Origin of the sequence: Herpetosiphon giganteus (assembly GCF_016907925.1) — a bacterium.
GTDB classification, from domain to species: Bacteria; Chloroflexota; Chloroflexia; order Chloroflexales; family Herpetosiphonaceae; genus Herpetosiphon; species Herpetosiphon giganteus.
The window spans coordinates 36,410-57,965 of record NZ_JAFBCZ010000010.1 but is presented as its reverse complement, the minus strand read 5'-3'; the positions used below and the strand labels follow the sequence as shown (position 1 = coordinate 57,965).

General features: G+C 52.0%; 29 protein-coding genes. 22 read left to right on the top strand and 7 right to left on the bottom strand.

Features of this window, described 5'->3' with window-relative positions:
* Positions 1-7 precede the first annotated feature (7 nt).
* The 3 genes from JOD20_RS11035 (at position 8) to JOD20_RS11025 (ending at position 2,626) form a co-directional block, all read left to right on the top strand.
* A complete protein-coding gene (locus JOD20_RS11035) occupies positions 8-1,564 on the top strand; it encodes a tetratricopeptide repeat protein (RefSeq protein ID WP_110520274.1) in 1,557 nt (518 codons plus the stop codon).
* Positions 1,561-1,977 (top strand): ATP-binding protein, encoded by a 417-nt coding sequence (locus JOD20_RS11030; RefSeq protein WP_204755318.1) that lies wholly within the window; start codon positions 1,561-1,563, stop codon positions 1,975-1,977. The genes JOD20_RS11035 and JOD20_RS11030 overlap by 4 nt, the downstream gene beginning before the upstream one ends.
* 283 nt (positions 1,978-2,260) lie before the next feature.
* Positions 2,261-2,626 (top strand): STAS domain-containing protein, encoded by a 366-nt coding sequence (locus tag JOD20_RS11025; protein WP_204755317.1) that lies wholly within the window; start codon positions 2,261-2,263, stop codon positions 2,624-2,626.
* Positions 2,627-2,722: 96 nt separating this feature from the next.
* Here the strand turns inward: JOD20_RS11025 and JOD20_RS11020 are convergent, their stop codons facing one another.
* The 3 genes from JOD20_RS11020 to JOD20_RS11010 all read right to left on the bottom strand — a co-directional run bounded on the left by JOD20_RS11020 (position 2,723) and on the right by JOD20_RS11010 (position 4,664).
* Positions 2,723-3,742 (bottom strand): ferritin family protein, encoded by a 1,020-nt coding sequence (locus JOD20_RS11020; RefSeq protein ID WP_204755316.1) that lies wholly within the window; start codon positions 3,740-3,742, stop codon positions 2,723-2,725.
* Positions 3,743-3,808: 66 nt separating this feature from the next.
* Positions 3,809-4,345 (bottom strand): HAAS signaling domain-containing protein, encoded by a 537-nt coding sequence (locus tag JOD20_RS11015; RefSeq protein WP_204755315.1) that lies wholly within the window; start codon positions 4,343-4,345, stop codon positions 3,809-3,811.
* Complete coding sequence (locus JOD20_RS11010) at positions 4,329-4,664, bottom strand: PadR family transcriptional regulator (protein ID WP_110514653.1); 336 nt, start codon at positions 4,662-4,664, stop codon at positions 4,329-4,331. The genes JOD20_RS11015 and JOD20_RS11010 overlap by 17 nt, the downstream gene beginning before the upstream one ends.
* A gap of 182 nt (positions 4,665-4,846) precedes the next feature.
* Between JOD20_RS11010 and JOD20_RS11005 the strand changes: the two genes are divergently transcribed.
* From JOD20_RS11005 to tatC, 19 genes are all read left to right on the top strand, one after another.
* Entirely contained in the window at positions 4,847-5,203 is a 357-nt protein-coding gene (locus tag JOD20_RS11005) for a hypothetical protein (RefSeq protein ID WP_204755314.1), read from the top strand.
* On the top strand, positions 5,203-6,243 hold the full coding sequence (locus tag JOD20_RS11000; RefSeq protein ID WP_204755313.1) for a Gfo/Idh/MocA family protein: 1,041 nt from the start codon (positions 5,203-5,205) through the stop codon (positions 6,241-6,243). Before JOD20_RS11005 ends, JOD20_RS11000 begins: the two co-directional genes overlap by 1 nt.
* 23 nt (positions 6,244-6,266) lie before the next feature.
* On the top strand, positions 6,267-6,614 hold the full coding sequence (locus JOD20_RS10995) for a hypothetical protein (RefSeq protein WP_054537029.1): 348 nt from the start codon (positions 6,267-6,269) through the stop codon (positions 6,612-6,614).
* A 166-nt stretch (positions 6,615-6,780) separates the two neighbouring features.
* Entirely contained in the window at positions 6,781-7,356 is a 576-nt protein-coding gene (gene rsmD, locus JOD20_RS10990) for a 16S rRNA (guanine(966)-N(2))-methyltransferase RsmD (RefSeq protein WP_054537028.1), read from the top strand.
* A gap of 6 nt (positions 7,357-7,362) precedes the next feature.
* A complete protein-coding gene (coaD, locus tag JOD20_RS10985) occupies positions 7,363-7,860 on the top strand; it encodes a pantetheine-phosphate adenylyltransferase (protein ID WP_204755312.1) in 498 nt (165 codons plus the stop codon).
* Entirely contained in the window at positions 7,857-8,369 is a 513-nt protein-coding gene (locus JOD20_RS10980) for a hypothetical protein (protein WP_204755311.1), read from the top strand. Before coaD ends, JOD20_RS10980 begins: the two co-directional genes overlap by 4 nt.
* A 67-nt stretch (positions 8,370-8,436) precedes the next feature.
* Positions 8,437-8,973, top strand: coding sequence for a YceD family protein (locus JOD20_RS10975; RefSeq protein ID WP_204755310.1), 537 nt, complete (start codon positions 8,437-8,439; stop codon positions 8,971-8,973).
* A gap of 6 nt (positions 8,974-8,979) precedes the next feature.
* On the top strand, positions 8,980-9,171 hold the full coding sequence (rpmF, locus tag JOD20_RS10970; protein ID WP_012188299.1) for a 50S ribosomal protein L32: 192 nt from the start codon (positions 8,980-8,982) through the stop codon (positions 9,169-9,171).
* 119 nt (positions 9,172-9,290) lie between these two features.
* Entirely contained in the window at positions 9,291-10,277 is a 987-nt protein-coding gene (locus tag JOD20_RS10965; RefSeq protein WP_204755309.1) for a beta-ketoacyl-ACP synthase III, read from the top strand.
* 371 nt (positions 10,278-10,648) lie between these two features.
* The gene (fabD, locus tag JOD20_RS10960; RefSeq protein ID WP_204755308.1) at positions 10,649-11,581 is read left to right on the top strand and encodes an ACP S-malonyltransferase; all 933 of its coding nucleotides are present in this window, start codon (positions 10,649-10,651) and stop codon (positions 11,579-11,581) included.
* Positions 11,582-11,604: 23 nt separating this feature from the next.
* Positions 11,605-12,354: a 3-oxoacyl-ACP reductase family protein gene (locus JOD20_RS10955; protein ID WP_110514725.1), complete on the top strand. Its 750-nt coding sequence runs from the start codon at positions 11,605-11,607 to the stop codon at positions 12,352-12,354.
* A gap of 9 nt (positions 12,355-12,363) precedes the next feature.
* A complete protein-coding gene (locus JOD20_RS10950; RefSeq protein WP_054537022.1) occupies positions 12,364-13,107 on the top strand; it encodes an SDR family oxidoreductase in 744 nt (247 codons plus the stop codon).
* A gap of 16 nt (positions 13,108-13,123) precedes the next feature.
* Complete coding sequence (fabG, locus tag JOD20_RS10945; RefSeq protein ID WP_204755307.1) at positions 13,124-13,879, top strand: 3-oxoacyl-[acyl-carrier-protein] reductase; 756 nt, start codon at positions 13,124-13,126, stop codon at positions 13,877-13,879.
* Positions 13,880-13,927: 48 nt separating this feature from the next.
* Positions 13,928-15,295, top strand: a complete 1,368-nt coding sequence (gene accC, locus JOD20_RS10940) for an acetyl-CoA carboxylase biotin carboxylase subunit (protein WP_204755306.1) — start codon at positions 13,928-13,930, stop codon at positions 15,293-15,295.
* A 19-nt stretch (positions 15,296-15,314) separates the two neighbouring features.
* The gene (locus tag JOD20_RS10935) at positions 15,315-15,665 is read left to right on the top strand and encodes an Asp23/Gls24 family envelope stress response protein (protein WP_204755305.1); all 351 of its coding nucleotides are present in this window, start codon (positions 15,315-15,317) and stop codon (positions 15,663-15,665) included.
* Positions 15,643-16,083, top strand: a complete 441-nt coding sequence (gene nusB / locus JOD20_RS10930) for a transcription antitermination factor NusB (RefSeq protein WP_204755304.1) — start codon at positions 15,643-15,645, stop codon at positions 16,081-16,083. Before JOD20_RS10935 ends, nusB begins: the two co-directional genes overlap by 23 nt.
* Before the next feature lie 55 nt (positions 16,084-16,138).
* Positions 16,139-16,378: an acyl carrier protein gene (locus JOD20_RS10925; protein WP_054537017.1), complete on the top strand. Its 240-nt coding sequence runs from the start codon at positions 16,139-16,141 to the stop codon at positions 16,376-16,378.
* 134 nt (positions 16,379-16,512) lie between these two features.
* The gene (tatB, locus tag JOD20_RS10920) at positions 16,513-16,983 is read left to right on the top strand and encodes a Sec-independent protein translocase protein TatB (protein ID WP_204755303.1); all 471 of its coding nucleotides are present in this window, start codon (positions 16,513-16,515) and stop codon (positions 16,981-16,983) included.
* Complete coding sequence (tatC, locus tag JOD20_RS10915; RefSeq protein ID WP_204755302.1) at positions 16,976-17,728, top strand: twin-arginine translocase subunit TatC; 753 nt, start codon at positions 16,976-16,978, stop codon at positions 17,726-17,728. Before tatB ends, tatC begins: the two co-directional genes overlap by 8 nt.
* A gap of 192 nt (positions 17,729-17,920) precedes the next feature.
* Here the strand turns inward: tatC and JOD20_RS10910 are convergent, their stop codons facing one another.
* From JOD20_RS10910 to JOD20_RS10895, 4 genes are all read right to left on the bottom strand, one after another.
* Positions 17,921-18,997: a hypothetical protein gene (locus JOD20_RS10910; protein ID WP_204755301.1), complete on the bottom strand. Its 1,077-nt coding sequence runs from the start codon at positions 18,995-18,997 to the stop codon at positions 17,921-17,923.
* A gap of 70 nt (positions 18,998-19,067) precedes the next feature.
* Positions 19,068-19,322, bottom strand: a complete 255-nt coding sequence (locus tag JOD20_RS10905) for a hypothetical protein (protein ID WP_204755300.1) — start codon at positions 19,320-19,322, stop codon at positions 19,068-19,070.
* Between the two features lie 24 nt (positions 19,323-19,346).
* On the bottom strand, positions 19,347-20,834 hold the full coding sequence (gene gltX, locus JOD20_RS10900) for a glutamate--tRNA ligase (RefSeq protein ID WP_204755299.1): 1,488 nt from the start codon (positions 20,832-20,834) through the stop codon (positions 19,347-19,349).
* Positions 20,835-20,976: 142 nt separating this feature from the next.
* Entirely contained in the window at positions 20,977-21,264 is a 288-nt protein-coding gene (locus JOD20_RS10895) for a hypothetical protein (protein WP_054537011.1), read from the bottom strand.
* Between the last annotated feature and the right edge of the window lie 292 nt (positions 21,265-21,556).

The following is a 21,556-nucleotide window of genomic DNA, read 5'->3' as shown; positions in this document are numbered from 1 at the left end:
AACTGTTATGACTACCAATGTTGACACGCTCAATGTAATGCCGCTGGACCTCGATACCTTTGCTGGGAGCGAGCGTTTTATGGCTGGGACGCGCTTGGGTGCTGCGTTTGGACGCGGGATCAAAGCCTATTTGGCCGCCAATTATCCTGATGCGATCGAGCATTTCAAAACTGCCTTGATCGCGGCCTATGTCGAAGGCGATGAGAAATCGCAAATTTACGATCGCGAGCGGGCGATTATTTATTTGTATATTGGCAATGCCTGCGCTTTTCAAGATGATTGGCCAACTGCCCAGCGCGAATATTTGGAATCGGTACAAACCGATCCGCAACTGGCCGAAGCGCACTATAACTTAGGCGTGGCTTTTGGGGCGATGCGCCAAATTGATCGCGCAATTGGCGCTTTCAAGGAAGCGCTTGAGCATAACAATGGCTTGTACGAGGCCCATTTTGCACTTGGTCGCGCCTATCAGATGCTCGACGACGCTGGCCGCGCCTATATTCACTTTACCTCGGCTCGCGAGTTGCGGCCCTACGCTGGCGAACCCTTGTATTACATGGGTTTGATGCACCAAGCCCATGGTGCTCACGAATTGGCTCAGCGCTGTTTTGCCGAGGCGTTGCGGGTTGAGCCAACCTTTATCTCGCCCAGCGTTGGCCCCGATGAAGTGCTGGTGAGCAAATCGGAGCAAGAGGTTGCCAATTGGTACTACCGTTTGAGCGACGACCTCAAGGCCCAAGGCTATGACGAAGATGCCAAGCGCATTTACGAAGCCCTGCTCAAATGGCGGCCAACCGAACATCGGGCGCGCTATTTGCTTGGTAATTTGTTGGCGCGGGCGCGCCGCTGGGAATTGGCGTTCCAAGAGTATGGCCAGATTCCGCCGCAAGATCGCTATTATGTTGATGCTCGGCTACGTATCAGCGCGATTTTGCGTTTTCAGGGCAAGCATCGCGAGGCCTACAACCATTTGTATAGCACTGCCAAATTGCGTCCCAACGATGGCCAAATTTTCTTGCAAATGGGCAAGCTGCTCTATGATTTAGAAAAACATCATGCCGCCATGCGTGCTTTTGAACGCGCGGTGCAGCTCTTGCCCAAAGATCCCAACGCCTACTATTTGTTGGGCTTTATGTATACCGTGTTGGGCCACGAAAGTTGGGCTTTGGCTGCTTGGCGCAAAGCGGTTGAATTAGCACCGCATGCCCATTCATTGCGCTACGATTTGGGCTATATGTACACGCGGCGGCGACGCTACGATTTGGCATCACGTGAATTTAGCCATGTGCTAATGCACTGGCCCGATGATATTGAAACCACCTTTATGCTGGGCACGTGTTATAAAGAAATGCTCGAACCAGCTCAAGCCATCCCGTTATTTGAAAAAGTGCTGCGGCGTAACCCACGCCATACCCAAGCACTCTATTATCTGGGGGCATGTTACCTGCAAGTTGGCAACAGCTCCTTGGGCAAAGCCTACCTTCGCCGCTATGAACATCTGATCAATCAACAAGAACAATTACCCCAAAAGGGCCGCGCAATGGCCCGTGGAGGTTCACGATGAATCGGATTCACCTCAACATTCCATCTGACCTGGTTTTTGAGCGGGTTGTGCGGGCCAGCGCCGCCGAGCTTGGCAGCACCATGGGCTTTCCGCGTGAGCGCGTCGAAGATCTCAAGCTGGCGGTGAGCGAAGCCGTAACCAACGCGATTGAGCATGGCGGTGGCGGCATGGTTGGCTCGGTCGAAGTCATCTTTTCGCTGCACGCCGATCAACTAGAAGTTGAAATTATCGATCACGGCAAAGGCATCGAGCACTTCAACACCGAGCGCCGCGTGGTCGAGGAAGATAATCTTGAATCAGGCATGTTGCGCGGCTTTGGCTCATATCTGATCAGCGAGTTGGTCGATCAATACGAGGTGCAAAGCTCTGGCACTGGCACCAGTTTGCGGCTGCGAATTTTCAAAGCAAAGTAGCGAGTGGGGGTCGGGGGCTGGGGATCAGGGGTCGGGGCTAGCGTTGATCCACGAAGGACACGAAGCGCACGAAGAATGGAACCGCAAAGATCGCGAAGAACGCGAAGGGCAATCGGTTTTAGGCTTCATCTCTCATCCCTCATCCTTCATCCTTCATCCTTATCAATGCTCTCTGTTCTTAAGATCTGTCATCAAAATTTCATGCAGCTTGGTTGCCAAAAATCGCTTGCTCAACTATGATCAAGGCAGAGTTGGCCGCGTTGACCAACCTAGGAGATCTATTATGAGCGACGTACAATCGGTAATTCGCCGAGAAGAGTGGGATGATGTCGTGCTGTTGCATATTTTGACCAACAGCGTCGATGCCGTTTCGGCGGCAGCGATCGAGCATGCTTGTACTCAAATGAAACCAATTACGGTTTTAGATTTTGCCGATGTGGCCTTTATCAACTCGGCTGGCATTTCGGTGCTGCTGAAGTTTGTGGTGGCTGCGCGCAAGAATGGCTATAAAGTCTTTTGTTTACACGTCAGCCCGCATCATCAAAAAATCTTCAAGATGGTCGAGATGACGCGCTTTATGCCGATGATCGAAGAACAAGATTTGGCGGCTTATACCAACACCCAACAATCATCAATCTCGAATTCTTAACGTTCTTCTTAACCATTTGTTGTTCGGTGAATGCTGGGTTAAACACCAAAGCGCAGGGATTCAATGCTTCCTGCGCTTTTGGCTTTAGGCAAAATCCTAGGCGGCTTCGACTTCTGCATCTGGCTGCATCGAAATCACAAACTCGCCATCGCGGCCAATGGCGACGTGTTCAGGGCCAAGGCCGGTTGGCAAAAGCTTGGCGTGTTGCACGGCCCGTTCGAGCGCACGTTTGTTGTTGAAGCCCATGGCATCGAGCACTGGGTTGGCGACAAAACGGCCATGCTTGAGTGGCGTATAGAGTTTGGTGCGTTCCAACGAGGCTTTCAATTCCTCTGCATTGGGCAAAATGTGTAATGCTGGCATGTTGAAGCCATTCAGCACCCGAAACACCATATCGAGCGTTTCATAGGGCAAATAGCGCTTGTAAATATCGATCACGCGCAAAAACATGCCGTGGTGGGCAATTTCATCAACGCCAACGATTTTGAAGGCTGCGGCTGCGCCAATTTGCTTGCCGCGTTTGCGTTCTTCTTCGGTGCTATGCTCGGGCAAGCCATATTCGCTGCGAATCCGTTTGCGCAATTCTTCATAATTGAAATAGGTGGCCCGTTCTTGGACCATGGCATAGGCGGCAACGCCCAAGGGCGTATCAAAGCCAGGGTGATTTTCATACATCGTCCAGCGATGCTCGGCGACTTGATCGCGATAGCTTTCTAATTGCTCTTTGGTGCGGCGGCCCGAGTGCAACAGCACCAATTCCCAGGCTTCTGCATGCTTCGATTCTTCAGCGCCCCATTGCAATTGAATATTGCGCCGTTCTCGTTTGCCATGCACAATGTTGATCGTATCCTCGACATAATCGCCAACGTAATCTTCAACGCCGAGGAAACTTTCGACCAAGGTTACGGTATCTTCGCTGAGCAGATGGCCATATTGCTCCATCTCATGCAAGGGCAAATCGTCCCATGGCAACCAATTGCGGGTTTTGACAGCTTTGCGAAAATATTCGATATAGGCTAATTTTACTTCTTCAGCAATGGCGCGTTCGCGGGCTTCGCGCGTCCATGGGCCATTGATAACTAAGGGGGTGATGGGGGTTTGTTGTTCGTGTAACACAGTGCTACTCCTTGTTTTAGGCACACTAAAGAAACCCCGCTCGAACGGGGCAGCCACATTAGCGGCTTAATACGTCCGTTGTAGTCGGGTTCCTGTCCACAACAACAAAGGGCCGAATATGAGATAGAAACTACTGAAACTAATTACCGATGGTAGGCCGATTAATGTCAGGCCAGTGCTGCCACTCCAAAAGAGCCATTGGCCGACCGTTTGTTTTGGCAGCCAAATTCCGACAACTGAGAGAATTGAGCAGACCACGGCTGTACCGCCAAGGATGAAGGCCAAAAGATTGCCATCGATCCATGGAAAGATAAACGAGAGCACAATTGCAATGCTGGCAATTACGGTTGCGACGATCATCATGGTGCGATGTTTAATGGCCTCACGTTTCGCCGAGCGATGAATACGCTTGAGCTTGCGCCCAATCTGATCGGCCTGAAACGGCAACCCTAAGCGTAATGTCTGATCATCAGCAGTGGGATCGGCAGCGGCATCGTCGTAGTGCGAACGAAGTTCGCGCAGAATGGCTTCACGTTCAGCCACACTGAGCGCTGCTAATTCATGTTCAAGTTCAGCAAAATAGCTATCATTGGGACGGTGCATCGGAGACCACCTTTGAAACTGCGGCACTAAATCGACTCCATTGGGCGCGACGTTCGTCTAAGACAGCTTGACCAGCTGCCGTTATCCGATAGTAGCGGCGGTCAACACCGTCTTCACGGCGTTGCCAGAAGCCTTCAATCATCCCTTCTTTTTCCAATCGATGAAGCGCAGGATACAACGAACCCTCTTTCAGATCAATTACGTCGTCGGTGAGGGAGCGGATTTCCTTGGCGATCAGGTAGCCATACATTGGGCCTTGCTCAATGAGTGCCATCAGCATCAAACCGAGGCTACCTTTAAGAAGTTCACGTTCAAACATAGGCTACCTTGTGATAAAGGATACTTTGTTATACAAGGTATAGAATAATAGATCTAAAGCCTGCTTGTCAAACATGCGATTATGGCCCATGATTAACCATAATCGATCGGATTGGTTCGGAAGGCATGGCCCATTGTGTGCTACAGTATTAACAGCCATGCTTTGACTTAGAGGAGCACGCTATGACTCGTGTTGATTGGTTCGTTTTCGGCTTTTTAGCGGTGTTTGCTGTTCTTGTGTTGTTTGTTTTTCGCAAGCGCTGGCAAGGTGCGTTGGGTTGGCTAACCCTCGCAACCGCCTTTGTGAGCGGCTTGGTGTACACCCGCAACGCTGAAGGCCTAGTTGGTTCGGTCATTATCGCGGTTGCCGCCGTGATTGGGGTTGGCTTAGTTGGCTTTGATTATTATCGCTTTGAACGCCCAAAGCGCCGCGCTCGCTTGGCTGCTGATGATCCATTAACTCCACCATCACCCTTCAAAATTCGCCGCCGCCCAACTCTCATGCAACGTCGCCGCTTCCAGCGCGAGGCTCGCCATTAATGAAAACAATCAGGTTAGGAGTGCTTGGAGCCGGTTTAGCGGTCAAGCATTTGCATCTGCCAGCGCTCAAAGCATTACCGAATTCCTTTCAAATTGTTAGCATTTGCGACCATAATCGGGCAAATGCTGAGGCGTTGGCAGGCCTGCTGGATGTCCACCCAACGATCACTGATTCGTGGGTGGATTTCTTTGCTGATTCTTCGATCGATGCAGTGTTAATTTCGTTGCCAATTCAGCGCAACGCCGAGGCAATTCAGGCGGCAGTGGCTGCTGGCAAACATGTGATTTGCGAAAAACCATTGGCCGCGAATTTGCCCCAAGCTGAAGCGTTGGTTGCAGCGTGCAAGCATGCTCCGGTCAAAATTCTCATTGCCGAGAATTTCCACTATCGCGATGATCTGAAACAAGCGCGAGCTTGGATGGATGCAGGGGCGATTGGCGATGTGGTGTTGATTGATCTGCGCGCAACCTTTTGGAGTGATCCAACGCAAGGCTTTGGCGCAACGCCTTGGCGGCACGATCATCAATATCGCGGCGCGGTGTTGGCCGATGCTGGCGTGCATCAAGCAGCCTTGTTGCGCGAAATTGGCGGGCCAATCGAAAGCGCTCATGCCTTCATTAAAGATGTGCATCCGGTGCTGCGCGGCCCTGACACCATGGTTTTGAACTTGCGCTTTGCCTCGGGCGTGCTTGGCTCGTTGTGTTTTTCGGGTGCAGTGAAAACCGAAAATCCCTCGTTTGATTGGACAGTTGTGCATGGCACGAGCGGTAGTATTACGATTCGTGGCGATCAGACGACATTATATCGGGCTGATGGTACAATAGAACACTACCAAGCTCGTGATTTGCGTGGTTACGAAAGCGAGTTTCGTAATTTTTACGCGGCGATTGTTGATGATGAGCCAATTGTGGCCACGTTGGCAAGCGCATTGGCCGATTGGCGCTTAATTATGCGAGCAATTGATGCTGCTGAAAGTAATAGCGTCCAGCAAATCGACCCAATTGTGCCCTTGGCGAGCTTGAACGATATTCAGAACTAAATCTACTGAAGGATTCTGCGAAAATGACAGAGCAATGGCCTGAAGATGCCGAGCAAATTGGCAATTTAGTATTTGTGCCCAACCGCGAATATCCCTATCCATTTAAAGTGGCAGTGCCACCACGCTTTTGGATGGAAGAACAAACTGGCGTTTTAGAGGCTGCCGTCGATGCTTATATGAACGGCGAGCGCTTGGATGAAGGCCAATTAGCGGCCTTGAAACTGTATTTGACCCAATATGTTGAGCGGGCGGTGATGGCCCACGATGCCAATCGCCAAAAATATACGGGGCTGATCAAAAAAATGCGCACCATCCACGATATTGAATCGATTGCCGACGAGCTAGCCGAATTCGGGGCAGAAGTCTTTTAGAAGGATGAAGGATGAGGGATGAATTATGAATGAGGATAAGTGGAAATTTATAGGTTATTGGGTTTATTGCCATTAATCTAGCCTAAAAATTGGCTTACTCATAATTCGCTGTGAATTTTCATCCTTCATCCTTCATCCTTCATCCTTATATTACGGGGTTACGCCAATGCGGGTGATTACTGGCAGTGCCAAGGGGCGACAATTAAAAGGCCCGCCAGATATTGGCACGCGCCCGATGCTTGATCGGGTCAAAGAATCGTTATTTGCTATTTTAGAGGGCTTTGATGCCTTTGAAGGCCGCGCCTTAGATTTATTTGCTGGCACCGGATCATTGGGCATTGAGTGCTTATCGCGCGGGGCTGAATGGGCCGATTTTGTCGAGGCACGCAGCCATGTTGCGGCGGTGACCAAAGACAACCTAAAAACGACCAAACTGGCTGAGCGAGCCAAAGTTTGGAACATTTCGGTCGATAAATTTCTGCAAATCATCGACGAAAAAACAAAATATGCTATAATCCTGCTCGATCCGCCATATGCTATGGAAGGCATTCCCGACCTTGTGGTGCGGGTTGCTGAACGCGGCATTTTAGATCCAAATGGCGTATTAGTTTTAGGCCATTGGCCAAAGCTGGTGATGCCGCCCCAACTTGGGCCACTGAGTTTACTCAAGCATCGGCGTATCGGCGATTCCTGTTTCTCAATGTATGAATTGAGCCCAGCGTTACCGCCGCAATCGGAGTAATCACCTGTGACTATTGCTGTCTACCCTGCAAGCTTCGACCCGATTACCAACGGACATCTTGATGTTGCCGAGCGCGCATCACGCTTGTTTGATGAGTTGGTCTTAGCGGTAGCTCATCGTCCGTACAAAAAGTTGCTATTTACCACCGAGCAACGGATTGCCATGATTCGCGAATCGGTAGCGCACCTGCCAAATGTGCGGGTGGATGCTTTTTCGAGTTTAGTTGTGGAGTATGCACTTGGGATTAATGCGACGGTGTTGGTGCGTGGCTTACGAGCCTCAACCGATTTCGAGCACGAATTTCAAATGGCGCATATCAATCATCACTTGGCTCCTACGCTAGATACGGTCTGTTTGATGGCTGACCAACGGTTTACGTTGCTTAGCTCAAGCGCGGTGCGCGAAATTGCGGCCTATGGCGGCGACGTTAGCTCGTTTGTGCCCGCCCATATTGCCCTTGCGCTCAAGCAAGCCTATCAAAAGCATGAGGAGTCACGCACATGAGCGAACAAGCCCAATGGGGAGAACAGCCCAGTGAACATCAGGAAGCAACCAGCGTGGAGCCAGTCGGGCAATACCAGCGCCCCCCAGAATATGCTGAGGCCGAGTTTGAGCGCCTGATTAACGAGTTGGAAGAGGTTTTAGCGAGTGGTGGCCGTGTGCCCCTAACCAGCCGATTAATGATCGACGAAAAGCAAGTCTTCGACATTATCGACCGGATGCGGGTTGCGGTTCCCAATGAATTACGCCAAGCACGCCAGATTGTGCGCGAACGCGACCAACTGATCGAGGCAACCAAAAAGAAAATTGCGATCACGCTTTCGGAACAGGGCATGCTTGAAATTGCCCAGCGCGAACGCACCAGAATGATTGCCGAAGCAGAATCAGAAGCTGCCAAAGTGCGCTCTGATGCCGATGAATATGCGCGTCAAGTGTTGCTCAACCTTGAAGAGCATATCGGCAAATCGCTGACAATTATTCAAAATGGCCTCGATGAACTGGGCGTAGTTTGACAGAGCGCGTTCTCGCGCCTATAATGTCACGTCGCTTGCGGGTTGAATTCCAGCAGGAGGTCACTGTATGTCATCCGAACTCCAATTCAATGTATCCCAACTGTTGCAAGAATACGTTGGGGCGACCCGCCAGTATACATATGAAAACGAACAACTAGATTTGGGTGATGGTAGTCGCCTGAGGATTACCGAAGGCGATGTTAAAATGACCCGCACCAAAAATGGGGTCTTAGTTGATGCCGCGATGAGCGGCAACGTCACCTTAGAATGTGTGCGATGCTTAAGCGATTTCAGCCAACCTGTTGAGTTCGATTTCGCTGAAGAATATTTTGCGACGGTTCATGCAACGACGGGCGCACCGTTGCCAGAACCAGAAGAGCCTGATGTGTTCAAAATTAACGGCAACCATTTGCTTGACCTTGGCGATGCTGCCCGTGAATACACGCTCATCAACTTACCAATCGCGCCGATTTGTCGCCCAGATTGTCGTGGATTGTCGTTGGATGGCCAAAACCGCAACGATAACCCAGCAGCCGACGATTTGGACGATCAAGTGATCGATGAGCGTTTAGCCGCGCTCAAACAATTGCTGAAAGGAGCCTAGTTTCTCATGGGCGCATTGCCACGACGTAAAATTACCCGCGAACAACGCGGGCACCGCCGCCAACACCTTGCTTTGACCGCACCTTCATTGTCGGCTTGTCCAAACTGTGGCGGCTATCGCCGTCCACATCGCGTTTGCTTGAATTGCGGTACCTACAAGGGTCGCCAATACCTCAAGAAGGACAATGCTGAAGCATAAGCCATGTTTGGCAGCAAAGCAGCGAAAGGGTCGAGAACATGGTTCTCGTCCCTTTCGCATTTTAGGCGGTTTATTGTGCAGTGCAGCATGAAACGGCTTCACCACGGGAGTGTTTTGCAATGAATGCAGCAATTACTGGCTGGGGGCGCTACGCTCCCGAACGGGTGCTTACGAACGAAGAGCTTGAACAGATTGTCGATACCAACGCCGAATGGATTCAATCGCGCACCGGCATTCAGCGCCGCCATATTGTGGCCGAAGGCCAAGCAACCTCGGATATGGCCACCCGCGCCGCGCGGATTGCGCTCGATAAGGCTGGTGTGCAGCCAGAAGAGCTTGATTTGATTGTGGTTGCTACCACCTCGCCCGATTTGCTTTTGCCCTCAACCGCCGCTTTGGTTCAAACCAAATTAGGCGCAATCAACGCTGGCGTGATGGATATGAACGCCGCTTGCTGTGGCTTTTTATATGCGCTCAGCGCAGTCACCGCCATGATTCGCGGTGGCGGTGTGCGTAAAGTATTACTCTGCGGTGCAGAAACGATCTCGCCATTCTTAAATTGGCACGATCGCAATACCTGCGTGATTTTCGGCGATGCTGCTGGCGCGGTTATTCTCGAAGCCACTGAGCAAGAGCGCGGGCTGCAAGCCTACAAATTGGGCGCAATTCCCGATACTGCCGAATTGCTGTGGATCAAGGCTGGAGCCACGCTCTACCCTGCAACTCACGAGCGGCTTGATCAGTCTGAACAATATATTCAGATGAATGGCGCTGAAGTGTTCAAGTATGCTGTGCGCGCCATGGTCGAAAGCTCAGTTCATGTGTTGCAGCAAGTTGGCAAAACGCCTGCCGATGTGCAATTAGTGGTTCCGCATCAAGCGAATCTGCGCATTATCGAGGCGGTTGCTAAGCGGCTCAACGTGTCAATGGAGCAGGTGTTTGTCAATATTCAAGAATATGGCAATACCTCAGCTGCTACCTTACCCGTAGCCTTGGCCGAAGCCGCCGATGCTGGGCGCATGCAGCCAGGCGATACGATTTTGCTGACCGCATTTGGCGGCGGCCTAACCTGGGCTTCGGGTGTGTTGGTGTGGGGAGGGAAATAGAGCATAGAACATAGAACATAGATGTAATGGTTTATGAGATTGGCAACCGTTCTTGTTCCCTCACCCCCTAGCCCCCTCTCCCGCATGCGAGGCGAGGGGGAACCGCGATCGGAGTGCTCCCCTCGCCCGCCGCCGTGGGAGAGGGGCTGGGGGTGAGGGAACGTTACAATTGGTTGTTAATGCAATGAACCATTACACATAGAACATAGAGCATAGAGCATAGAGGTTGGGGATTTGGAATTTGGATCTTGGGTATGAAGCCATAGCTTTACGATGCAAAGAAATAATTCGTGCAATTCGTGTAATTCGTGGCTAAAACCTGACCCCCAATCCCTAGCCCCTGACCCCTCTTAATAATAGAAAGATACCCAATGACAATCGGATTGCTTTTTCCTGGCCAAGGCTCGCAGAAAGTGGGCATGGGCCGTGAAGTCTACGAACAATCGGCGGCGGCTCAGGCAATTTTTGCCGAAGCCAACACAGTGCTGGGTTTTGATTTAGCGGCGTTGTGCTTTGATGGGCCAGAAGCTGATTTAACTGCCACTGAAAACACCCAACCAGCCTTGTTGACCGTGAGCGTGGCCTTGTTGGCGGCGCTTGCAGAGGCAGGCATTGAGCTGAAGCCAAGCGTGGTTGCGGGCCATTCGTTGGGCGAATATAGCGCCTTGGTTGCAGCCAAAGCCCTTGATTTTGCCACCGCGCTGCGTTTGGTGCGCCAACGTGGCGAATTAATGGCCCAAGCCAGCGAAGGTGCGATGGCCGCCGTGATTGGGCTGGATCTTGCGCCGCTCGAAGCTGTCTGTGCCAATGTGAGCGAGCTTGGCGCATGCGTTGTGGCCAACCAAAATGCCCATGGCCAATTGGTGATTAGTGGCAGCAGTGCGGCGGTTGCGGCAGCCAGCGAACAAGCCAAAGCTGCTGGGGCCAAAAAAATTATGCCCTTGAATGTGAGCGCCGCGTTTCACTCGCCCTTGATGGAAGCAACCGCTGCTGGCTTGGCTCCTGCAATTGCCGCAGCGACGATTAATGCCGCCCACGTGCCAGTGATTGCCAATAGCACCGCCCAAGCAATCAGTAGCGCCGCCGAGATTCGGGCTGAGTTGGTGGCTCAAATTACGGCTCCTGTGCGCTGGATTGCCACGATTGAACAAATGGCGGCCTTGGGTGTGCAAACTGTGCTTGAAATTGGCGCTGGCAACGTGCTGACTGGCTTGGTCAAGCGCATCGATCCCAGCTTGCAACGCCTGAATCTTGCCAGCTTTGATGACATAGCGAAGATTGGCGAGTACAATAACGCCCAGTAATGTACATGGGTGAGGCATTTGCTATGCGGGGAATGAAAGACCATGTTGCGATTGTGACCGGAGCATCGCGCGGAATTGGCCGAGCGATTGCTTTGGAGCTAGCCAGTTGGGGCGTTAAAGTCGTTGTCAATTATCAATCAAGTGCCGCTAAAGCTGAAGCAGTGGTTGGCGAAATTCAGGCTGCTGGTGGCACGGCCATGGCGATTCAAGCAGATGTGACCGATCAGCAGGCAGTTGAAACCATGGTGACCCAAACATTAACTGAATGGGGCATGATTCATATTTTGATCAACAATGCGGGTATTACCCGCGACAACCTGTTTCAGCGTTTGAAAGACGAGGAATGGGACGATGTGATCAAAGCTGATCTGACCTCGGCATTTTTATGCACTCAAGCGGTATTGCCAGCGATGCGGGCCAACAGCTATGGCCGAATCGTTAGCATTGCCTCTTTGGCGGGCTTGGCGGGCAATGTTGGCCAAACCAACTATGCTGCGGCCAAGATGGGCTTGGTTGGCTTTTCCAAGGCCGTGGCCCGCGAAGTAACCGCCGATGGAATTGTGGTCAACGTGGTCGCGCCTGGCTATATCGACACCGACTTTATCGACCATATTCCGCAATGGTTGCGAACCTGGGCGCTTGATGTGATTCCGCTCAAACGCTTTGGCAAAGTCGAAGAAGTTGCGCCAGCGGTGGCCTTTCTGGCCTCGCCTGCTGCATCGTATATTATTGGCCATGTGCTGACGATTGATGGCGGCTGGGTCATGCCATAGGGGTGCAGAATGAGTATCAATGATCAAGTGGCGATTGTCACAGGTGGCACTGGCGCGATTGGGCGCGAAGTTGTCTCAGGCCTCATTCAACGCGGCGCACGGGTGGTTTTTTGCTATCGCCAACGCGATGAGCTGGCCGAAGAAATGTGTGCCACGATTGCCGACGAACAACGCCTGATTGCAATCAAGGCCGATGTGCGCGATGCTGAAGCCATGAACAGCCTCGTTGAGGTGGCTGTGCGGCGCTGGGAGCGGCTCGATATGCTGATCACCGCCCATTCAGCAGTCAACAACGCGCCAGTTGCTGAGATGACGCTAGAGCAATGGAACGATGTGCTGGAGACGATGCTGCGTGGCGTAACCCGCATTACCCGCGCCGTGTTGCGGCCAATGCAAAAAGCCCGCTATGGGCGGATTATTACGATTACTGGCTATCAGCCTTTGGCTGGCGGCCTGACCCAAGCCAATTATGCTGCCGCGCTTGGCGGAATTATTGGCTTTTCGAAATCGCTGGCCCGCGAGGTAGCGCCGTGGGGCATTACGGTCAATAGTGTTGCCCCGGGCCTGATTTCGCGGCCCCATATGTCGAGTTTTGACCCAAGTTATATCCCATGGGCCACCAATATTGTGCCGCTCAAACGGTTGGGAGCGCCTGCCGAAATTACGCCAGCGATTTTTATGCTGGCCAATCCCGAGGCGGGCTATATTACCGGCCAAGTGCTGCCAGTCGATGGCGGTTGGCGCATGGTTTAGTGTTGAAGGAGCAAGCATGCAACTAGATTTAACCGGTCGTGTCGCAATTGTGACTGGAGCTTCGCGTGGCATCGGGCGTTCGATTGCCGAGGCCTTGGCTGCAAGCGGAGCCGCCGTGGTGGTCAATTATCGTGGCAGCGAGGCAGCAGCGGCTGAGGTCGTTGCGGCGATTTCGGCCAAGGGTGGCAAAGCGCTTGCTGTGCAAGCAGATGTGGCCGACCCTGCCAGCCACGAAACCTTGCTCAAAGCGACGACCGAAGCCTTTGGGCGGGTCGATATTCTGGTCAACAATGCTGGCATTACCCGTGATAACTTGTTGTTGCGCATGAAAGAGAGCGAAGTTGATGATGTATTGCAAACCAACTTGCGCGGCGTGATGTTGCTCACCAAGGCTGTGCTGCGCCCGATGATGAAAAATAAATGGGGCCGCGTAATTACGATTAGCTCAGTGATTGGTCTGACGGGCAATGCTGGCCAAGCTAATTATGCCGCCGCCAAAGCAGGCCTGATCGGCTTTAGCAAATCGGTGGCCCAAGAAATGGCTTCGCGCGGCATTACCGCCAACGCAATTTGCCCAGGCTTTATCGAAACCGATATGACCCGCAACGCCATGTCCGAAGATTTGATTAACAAAGCCTTGGATCGAATTCCCTTGGCGCGCATGGGTCAACCTGCCGAAATCGCCAATGCGGTGGTGTTCTTGGCTTCCGATGCTGCTGGCTACATCACTGGCCAAACCTTGGCCGTCGATGGCGGCATGACCATGTATTAGAGAGCAGCGTTGGGACGTTTGCTTGAACGCTTTAGCTGAGGAACCACCATGTTACGCAAAATTTTGGTTGCCAATCGTGGCGAAATTGCCGTGCGGATCATTCGCGCCTGCCATGAGTTGGGCATCAAAGCGGTTGCGGCCTATTCCGAGGCCGATCGCGATTCGCTGGCAGTGCGCATGGCCGATGAAGCAATTTGTATCGGCCCGCCAGCCCCCGCTAAATCTTACCTGAACGCGCCAGCCTTGATTAGCGCCGCGCTGATTAGCGATTGCGATGCGATTCACCCTGGCTATGGCTTTCTTTCGGAAAATCCCTATTTTGCTGAGAGCTGCCGTGAATGTGGCCTGACCTTCATTGGCCCTTCGGCAGATTCGATTCAGCGAATGGGCGATAAAGCCCTTGCCAAACAAGCCATGAAACTCGCTGGCCTGCCGCTTGTGCCTGGCACCGAAAACCCCTTGACCAGCGTTGAAGAAGCCCAAGGCCTTGCCGATAGCATTGGCTACCCGGTGCTCTTGAAGGCTGTCGCTGGCGGTGGCGGGCGCGGCATGCGCGTCGTCAACCAGCCTGACGAATTGGCGCGAGCCTTCAATACAGCACGCGCCGAAGCCGAAGCCGCCTTTGGCCGTGGCGATTTGTATATGGAAAAATACTTGCCTGTCGTGCGTCACGTTGAAATTCAGATTTTGGCCGACCAGCATGGCAATGCAATTCACCTTGGCGAGCGCGATTGCTCGTTGCAACGTCGCCACCAAAAAGTCGTCGAAGAAGGCCCATCGCCAGCCCTGACCCCAGAATTGCGCCAAAAAATGGGCGCAGCCGCCTTGCACGGCGTGCGCGAGATTGGCTACTACAACGCCGGCACCATGGAATTTTTGCTCGATCATCAGGGAAATTTCTATTTTATGGAAATGAATACCCGTTTGCAGGTTGAGCATCCAGTGACCGAATGGCTGACCGGCTTGGATTTAGTTAAGTGGCAAATTCGGATTGCTTCTGGCGAACGCTTGACGCTCACTCAGGATGACATTAAAATACGCGGGCATGCGATTGAATGTCGGATTAATGCCGAAGATGCTGACCGTGATTTTATGCCTGCTGGTGGGACTGTCGATCTCTATTTACCACCAGGTGGCCCAGGCGTGCGGGTCGATTCACATCTTTATTCAGGCTATCGTACCCCCACCAACTACGACTCGATGTTAGCCAAAGTGATCGTATGGGGCGAAACGCGGCTTGAGGCCATTGAACGGATGCGGCGGGCATTAAGCGAGTGTGTGATTAGTGGCATTACAACCACCTTGCCATTTCAACTGCGCATGATGAACGAACCAGCTTTTGTGAGCGGTGATGTTGCCACGCACACCTTGGCTGATATTTTAAATCAACAGACTGCCAAAGAAGCGACAGCCTAGGGCAGTCGTGGAGAAAACCGTGAATCAACCATTTGGAACTGTGACAATTGCTCCCGATGTGCTTTCAGCGATTGTCTCGCTGACGGCCCAAGATGTTGCTGGCGTTGCGCGTTTGGGCAGCGTGCCCGGCCAACAACGCATGGGCAGCATGCTGGGGAGCGGAAGTGCCAACGCCGATGGCGTGGCAATTCGGGTTGTCGATGATAGTGTCAGTGCCGATTGCTACCTGATCGCCCAACCCGACATCAACTTGCTTGATCTCGGTGCTCGTGTTCAATCGGCGGTAACCGAAGCGTTAAACGAAATGGTCGGGATGCCCGTCCGCGCCGTTAACGTCTATATTCAGGATGTCGAGCAGAACCGTGGGTAGCCTTCGCCACCGAGTGCGTGCTGCGGCACTTCAGGCACTCTTTGAACTTGATCAAACCACCCACGACCTTGATTCGGTTGTTGCACGCATCAGCGATGATGAAATGTTCAGCGCAGAAGGTCGTGATTTTTTTGCCCGTATTGTCAATGGTGCATGGCTCAATCGTCAAACAATTGACGATTTAATTACCAAAGTCGCACCATCTTGGCCCGTCCACCAAATGCCAGGCGTGGATATTGCGGTGCTGCGCATCGCCTTGTTTGAAATTCTTTACGATGCGGCAGCGGATAAAGCTCCGGTTAAAGCCGTGATTAATGAAGCGGTCGAACTCGCCAAACACTTCGGCAGTGATAATTCTGGTCGATTTGTCAATGGCGTGCTCAGTACCGTGGTCAATAAACCTGAATCCGAGGAATAACGCAGGAAGCATTTTTGCTAACCTCGGACTTATTTTCTATACGGAGATTCTACCAATGGCAGACTTAAACGAACGCTTGAAGAAATTGGTTGCTGAACAATTGGGCGTAGAAGAAGAAAAAATCGTCCCAAGCGCAACCTTCTTGGATGACCTCAACGCCGACTCACTCGATTTGGTCGAGTTGGTCATGTCGCTCGAAGAAGAATTCGGCGTAGAAATTACCGACGAAGAAGCTGAAAAATTGCGCACCGTCGGCGATGCCGAAGCATTTATCAAAGCACACATCCAAGAGTAATTTGTATGCGAACAGTGGACAATGCCACCCAAGGTTCAAACCTTGCGGCATTGTCCATTTGTTATTTGTTGGGCTTGAGGTTAATACTTGCTTAAAGCGTATCCCCAAAGCCTTTAGCTAGTGGTCAGACGCTTATGACAATTTTTGGGATTGGCCCGTTTGAATTTGTGATCATCTTGGTGATTGCCCTCGTGGTCGTCGGCCCTGAACGCTTGCCTGAAATGCTGTTTCAAATTGGCCAGTGGATCAGCAAAGGCCGCAAGATGATTACCGATCTGCGCAATCAGGCCCGCAACGAGTTGGGCGATGATTATGAATCGGTCGAGAAGATGGCCCGCCAGTTGCGCGACCTCGATCCGCGCCGCCAAATTCAGGAGCTTGGGCGCTCGATTCTCTCCGATGACGATCGGGCGATGATCGTCGACCTTGGCTTAGACCCCAAAACCACCGCCGCTGCCAATGTGATTGATCCAACCCCCAAACCACCCTTGGCCCGCCCAGAGATTGCCAACCAAGCTCGCATGATGCTCGATGACGATTTGCTCGACCAACCACTCGATCAGGCATTGCGTGCCTCAGCCGCCGAGGAGCAAACCAATGGCTAAAGCAACTACCGCCGTTGATGGCACCATGACCTTGCTCGACCACTTGCGCGAGTTGCGCTCACGCCTGACCAAAGTTTCGATTGCGGTCTTAATTGGCATGCTTGGTGGCTTTTACATCGTCAATAGCACTGGCTTTATCAAATATTTGATTTTGAGCTTTGCTGGCGAGCAGGGCGTGCAAACTACCGAAGTTACCGAAACGTTTACTACCTACCTCAGCACCGCGCTCACCTTGGGCATTGCTGCTGCGATGCCGATTATCATCTATCAACTGCTGGCCTTCTTAGCGCCCGGCCTAACCCGCACCGAACGCAAATGGATTTTTATTGGGCTGCCGTTGGTGATTTTTTGCTTTGTTGGCGGCATTGCGTTTGGCTGGTTTGTGACCGCACCTGCGGCCATTAAATTTTTGATCAATTTTGGCACTGAGAATGCTGGCAATTTGATTGAAAATAAGCCGCGGCTCGATGATTTTCTCTCGATTCTGACCCGCTTGCTGTTGATCAACGGGATTGTCTTTGAGTTGCCAATGATCATGTTTACCCTGACCAAAATTGGCATTCTCAACCCGCGTAAACTTGGGCGCTATCGCCGCTATGTGGTGCTGATTACCGTGGTGGCGGCTGCAATTCTGACCCCAACTGGCGACCCTGCTAACCTCGCATTTTTGGCAGTGCCGATGTATTTATTGTTTGAATTTGGCTTGTTGCTAGGCCGTTTTGCTCAACCCAAGAATGCTAATTAGCAATTCCCTCACCCCCCGCACCTCTCCCACTAAACGCGGGCGAGAGGATCGGAGACCATGCCCTCACCCCCCAACCCCCTCGCCCACTAAACGCGGGCGAGGGGGAGCAACGGAATTTGTGGCCGAACTACAACATGAAAAGTCCCTCGCCCGTTGGACGGGAGAGGGGTTGGGGTGAGGGGCTTTCAATCCCTAAACATGCACTATCAGCCGCCCAATTTCGCTGAGCAAGGTCAACAGCGCTATTGCCAAGGTCAAACGACAGACCTTGACGACAAAGCGCTCAAAACGGGTTATTTCTTCATCACGGGCCACTCCTTTGAGATTGACATCCTCGCGCAGTGCTTGCCAGATCCAGTTGGTAGGCATGCGCACGACCAATGGCGTAAGCGCCGACCAAACCACATAGCCCACCGCCAAAATTACCAACGGCTGCAAGTGCTCCAGGAACGAAACCAAAATAAACGAGAGCAAGGTCGTCCAAACAAACATCAACAAGGCTTTGATATAGCGCAACACCAAACGTCGTAGACATAACGCATAGCGCACTACCGAAATTTCAGTTCGTGCTACTTCTTCAATCAAGGTGCGATCGAGAAAGCCCGATAAGCCCAAGGCCGTGTTAAAACGCTCGGTTGCTTGCTGGCTGATTTGGCTTTGGTTGATGCCTTGGCTGGCTAGTTGGGCCGCATCACGGCTGGGCGGCACAATTAAGCCCTCGCTTTGCTGATAGACATGATCATAAAACGCTGCTTCGTGGCGCTCGAAGGGCAAAATAAACTCCAACAAATCGGAATTATATTGATGCTGAATCACGGCGCGCTTGACTGCTGGCGCTTCGTCGGTGGAAAACGCCAAGCCCGAAAGGATAAAACGCGGGTTAAACAATTTATGGGTGAAGCCAGGGCTTTGGTTGGCAAAATAAAAGTAGACAATATCTTTCAGCAACAGCAAAAATGCATACAGCGGAATGCCCAAGGTTGCGATAAACGGAATAAACAGCAGCGTGTAGAGGCCCAAATCGGCAACTGCCGACCACGAAAATTGGCCAGTTTGCCACAGCGTAAAGAGCTGGGCAATCTGGGTGAGCACAATCTCGTTGATGTCGCTAATTGCATCGCGAAAAAAGACTGGCAACAAAATCAATAAGCCTGCGCCATTCAAAAATACGCCTGCAATGCGGTGCATTGTCGAGATGCGCACCTCGGCGCGTTGCAGAAATGCGCGCATCGCTTGGCGTTCATCGCTGGTTGGTTGATAGGAATCCATGGCCTTTCCCTTTAATCAAAAGCAGCCCCTAGCATTGCTGCTAGAGGCCGTTGGCTCCGCTAGGTGCAGGTTACTCTGCGCCTTCTTCGGTTGGCAACGAGGTTGAAATATCGTAAATCAAAATCTGAACATCCAAATCGTGTTCGGTTAACAAGGCGATTGAACGTTCGCGGGTTGCTTCACGAATGGCATCCTCGTGGTCGGCTGGGGCATAAACCCGAATCGCCAACTCATCGCTGCCCCGTTTTTTATAGCGTAACACGGCATCGGGCGAAACTCCCAAGACCAAGTTGGTCAATTCGGTTTTGGCTTCGTCAAGCGTCATTGAACATCCTCCTGACTAATCGAACTATACAGAGGCAGAGGAAAGCGCCGCAGCAGCAGTGCTGATTCGCGCGAGCGTCACGGCCTTACCCAACACCGCCATGGTTTCAAACAGGCCTGGTGAGGTGGTTCGCCCAGTGAGCGCAACCCGAATAGGCATAAAAACTTGGGGAATTTTCAGCCCAAGTTGATTGACAAAATCGTGCAAAAGCTTATCTAAACTTGGGCTATCCCACGTTTCGAGAGCTTCCAAACTGGCCTTGACTTGACCAAGCACCTCGACAGTTTGGGCTGGGTCGCCCTTCTTTGGCACCAACAAGGCTGGGTCGTAGCCCTGTGGATCAACAAAGAAGAAATCTAGCAATTCTGGTGCTTCGCTGAGTAGCTTAATCCGTTCTTGCACTAATGGCAAGTATTCGGCCACCTTGGCCAATTCTGCCGCAGTTGGTTCAGCACTAATTAAGCCAGCTTTGCTCAAATAGGGGGCGATGCGTTGCGCTAAATCAGCAGCAGCCAAATTGCGCAAATAGACCCCGTTGAAGTGTAAAAGCTTATCGCGATCAAACACCCCGCCCGATGGGCGAATCCGATTCAGATCAAAGCGCTCGATCAACTCTTCAAGGGTCATAAACTCAGTTTTATCGTCGTATGACCAGCCAATTAAGGCCAAATAGTTGACGATTGCTTCAGGCAAAAAGCCAAGCTCAATATACTCGGTCACCGAGGTATCGCCATGGCGTTTGGAAAGCTTCTTGCCATCGCTGCCCAAAACTTGCGGCACATGCACCCAAACCGGTTGCTCCCAGCCAAAGGCCTCGTAGATTTGATGGTGAATCGGCCAGGTTGGCAGCCATTCATCAGCTCGCAGCACGTGGGTGATCCCCATTAAGTGATCATCGACCATGGCGGCGAGGGCATAGGTTGGGAAGCCATCGGTTTTCAACAGCACCGGATCGGGCATTTTCAAGGCTGCATTATCAAACTCAATTTGGCCGCGAACCAGATCATGCACGATCGTTTTGCCAGTCGTTTTGAGGCTCAGCCGCACGTTGTATGGCTCGCCAGCTGCTTCACGGGCTGCGTCGTCGATGCCGGGCAAATTGCGAAACACCAAGAGCTTTGGCTCGCCACGCGCCTCGCGTTTGGCGTTGAGGGCGGCAATTTCTTCGGCGGTGGCATACGAACGGTAAGCAACGCCTTTTTCGATCAAGCTTGCAGCGTGAGCCTGATAAATGTCCAAGCGTTCGGATTGTTTATAAGGTGCGTGAGGACCGCCAACAATTGGACCTTCATCCCACATGAGGCCGATCGCTTGCAGTGAACTGGTTAATTGTTCTTCTGCGCCTTCGACAAAGCGCTTGCGATCGGTATCTTCAATCCGTAATAAAAATTGACCGCCGGTGTGGCGTGCCCACAACCAGCTAAATAACACGGTACGTAAACTACCGATATGCAGATAGCCCGTCGGACTTGGCGCAAAGCGCGTGCGGGCTGGTGTTGGACGATCCGACATAATACCTCCTTGCGTCGCGATTATACCATAGCCGTTGCTGGCGGTGATATGCGCGCACGACCCTTCTCGCTTTAAACAGCTACGCCACGTCGACAAGTAGCTACTCGTCACGTGGCGCAACCTTGACCCTGGAGCAAATCCTTTAGCCAACAGCCTCGGCAATTTCATCGAAGGTAAATGGTGAGCCAGCTCGGCGAGCATCATCATTTAACATTGGCTCTAAGATCCGTTGCAATGCCATCACGTGTGAGCAGGTGTTCCAATGGGCAAAAAATTCACAATCACAGTGCCATTCACCGCTTGCCAACAGCTGGACTTCGTGGTTATTGCCACCACGGAAGGTCGCACTAAACTGTTGAATTGCAATCCGTTCTGGTTCTTGGGCGTACCGTTTGGCTTTGTCGATCTTGCTAATCATATCGGAGTACATTGGACGATCCTCCTTATATAGCGAAAAACGCCGTGAGCCGTTCCCACGCCGTAGCGTTGGTACAAAAAACGACACAGGCTGATGCCTCTGTCGTGCTATCGTTAACCCAATTGTCGAATTCAATTCGCATTGTGGGTGGGCCTTTCCAGTTACAGCAGCCTCTTGGTGTGTATTATAACAGTGCCTGTGAGTGCGTCAAGGAACTTTTGGTAAATCTTTGTGAGCATTTGGTGAGCAATTGACTACCAATTGGCCTATCCAAAACAATGCCGATTCTTTGAGACCAAGCCCA

Bases quoted from the DNA above. Each gene is read 5' to 3' on its own strand.
- JOD20_RS11025 (WP_204755317.1), top strand. From the start codon at position 2,261: ATGAGCGACGTACAATCGGTAATTCGCCGAGAAGAGTGGGATGATGTC.
- JOD20_RS10975 (WP_204755310.1), top strand. From the start codon at position 8,437: ATGTCATCCGAACTCCAATTCAATGTATCCCAACTGTTGCAAGAATAC.
- JOD20_RS10955 (WP_110514725.1), top strand. From the start codon at position 11,605: ATGCGGGGAATGAAAGACCATGTTGCGATTGTGACCGGAGCATCGCGC.
- accC (WP_204755306.1), top strand. From the start codon at position 13,928: ATGTTACGCAAAATTTTGGTTGCCAATCGTGGCGAAATTGCCGTGCGG.
- JOD20_RS11005 (WP_204755314.1), top strand. From the start codon at position 4,847: ATGACTCGTGTTGATTGGTTCGTTTTCGGCTTTTTAGCGGTGTTTGCT.
- tatC (WP_204755302.1), top strand. From the start codon at position 16,976: ATGGCTAAAGCAACTACCGCCGTTGATGGCACCATGACCTTGCTCGAC.
- JOD20_RS10995 (WP_054537029.1), top strand. From the start codon at position 6,267: ATGACAGAGCAATGGCCTGAAGATGCCGAGCAAATTGGCAATTTAGTA.
- rpmF (WP_012188299.1), top strand. From the start codon at position 8,980: ATGGGCGCATTGCCACGACGTAAAATTACCCGCGAACAACGCGGGCAC.
- JOD20_RS10950 (WP_054537022.1), top strand. From the start codon at position 12,364: ATGAGTATCAATGATCAAGTGGCGATTGTCACAGGTGGCACTGGCGCG.
- JOD20_RS11035 (WP_110520274.1), top strand. From the start codon at position 8: ATGACTACCAATGTTGACACGCTCAATGTAATGCCGCTGGACCTCGAT.
- nusB (WP_204755304.1), top strand. From the start codon at position 15,643: ATGTCGAGCAGAACCGTGGGTAGCCTTCGCCACCGAGTGCGTGCTGCG.
- JOD20_RS10895 (WP_054537011.1), bottom strand. From the start codon at position 21,264: ATGTACTCCGATATGATTAGCAAGATCGACAAAGCCAAACGGTACGCC.
- JOD20_RS10980 (WP_204755311.1), top strand. From the start codon at position 7,857: ATGAGCGAACAAGCCCAATGGGGAGAACAGCCCAGTGAACATCAGGAA.
- JOD20_RS11030 (WP_204755318.1), top strand. From the start codon at position 1,561: ATGAATCGGATTCACCTCAACATTCCATCTGACCTGGTTTTTGAGCGG.
- JOD20_RS10965 (WP_204755309.1), top strand. From the start codon at position 9,291: ATGAATGCAGCAATTACTGGCTGGGGGCGCTACGCTCCCGAACGGGTG.
- tatB (WP_204755303.1), top strand. From the start codon at position 16,513: ATGACAATTTTTGGGATTGGCCCGTTTGAATTTGTGATCATCTTGGTG.
- JOD20_RS11010 (WP_110514653.1), bottom strand. From the start codon at position 4,664: ATGTTTGAACGTGAACTTCTTAAAGGTAGCCTCGGTTTGATGCTGATG.
- JOD20_RS11015 (WP_204755315.1), bottom strand. From the start codon at position 4,345: ATGCACCGTCCCAATGATAGCTATTTTGCTGAACTTGAACATGAATTA.
- rsmD (WP_054537028.1), top strand. From the start codon at position 6,781: ATGCGGGTGATTACTGGCAGTGCCAAGGGGCGACAATTAAAAGGCCCG.
- JOD20_RS10910 (WP_204755301.1), bottom strand. From the start codon at position 18,997: ATGGATTCCTATCAACCAACCAGCGATGAACGCCAAGCGATGCGCGCA.
- JOD20_RS10905 (WP_204755300.1), bottom strand. From the start codon at position 19,322: ATGACGCTTGACGAAGCCAAAACCGAATTGACCAACTTGGTCTTGGGA.
- JOD20_RS11000 (WP_204755313.1), top strand. From the start codon at position 5,203: ATGAAAACAATCAGGTTAGGAGTGCTTGGAGCCGGTTTAGCGGTCAAG.
- fabG (WP_204755307.1), top strand. From the start codon at position 13,124: ATGCAACTAGATTTAACCGGTCGTGTCGCAATTGTGACTGGAGCTTCG.
- gltX (WP_204755299.1), bottom strand. From the start codon at position 20,834: ATGTCGGATCGTCCAACACCAGCCCGCACGCGCTTTGCGCCAAGTCCG.
- fabD (WP_204755308.1), top strand. From the start codon at position 10,649: ATGACAATCGGATTGCTTTTTCCTGGCCAAGGCTCGCAGAAAGTGGGC.
- JOD20_RS10925 (WP_054537017.1), top strand. From the start codon at position 16,139: ATGGCAGACTTAAACGAACGCTTGAAGAAATTGGTTGCTGAACAATTG.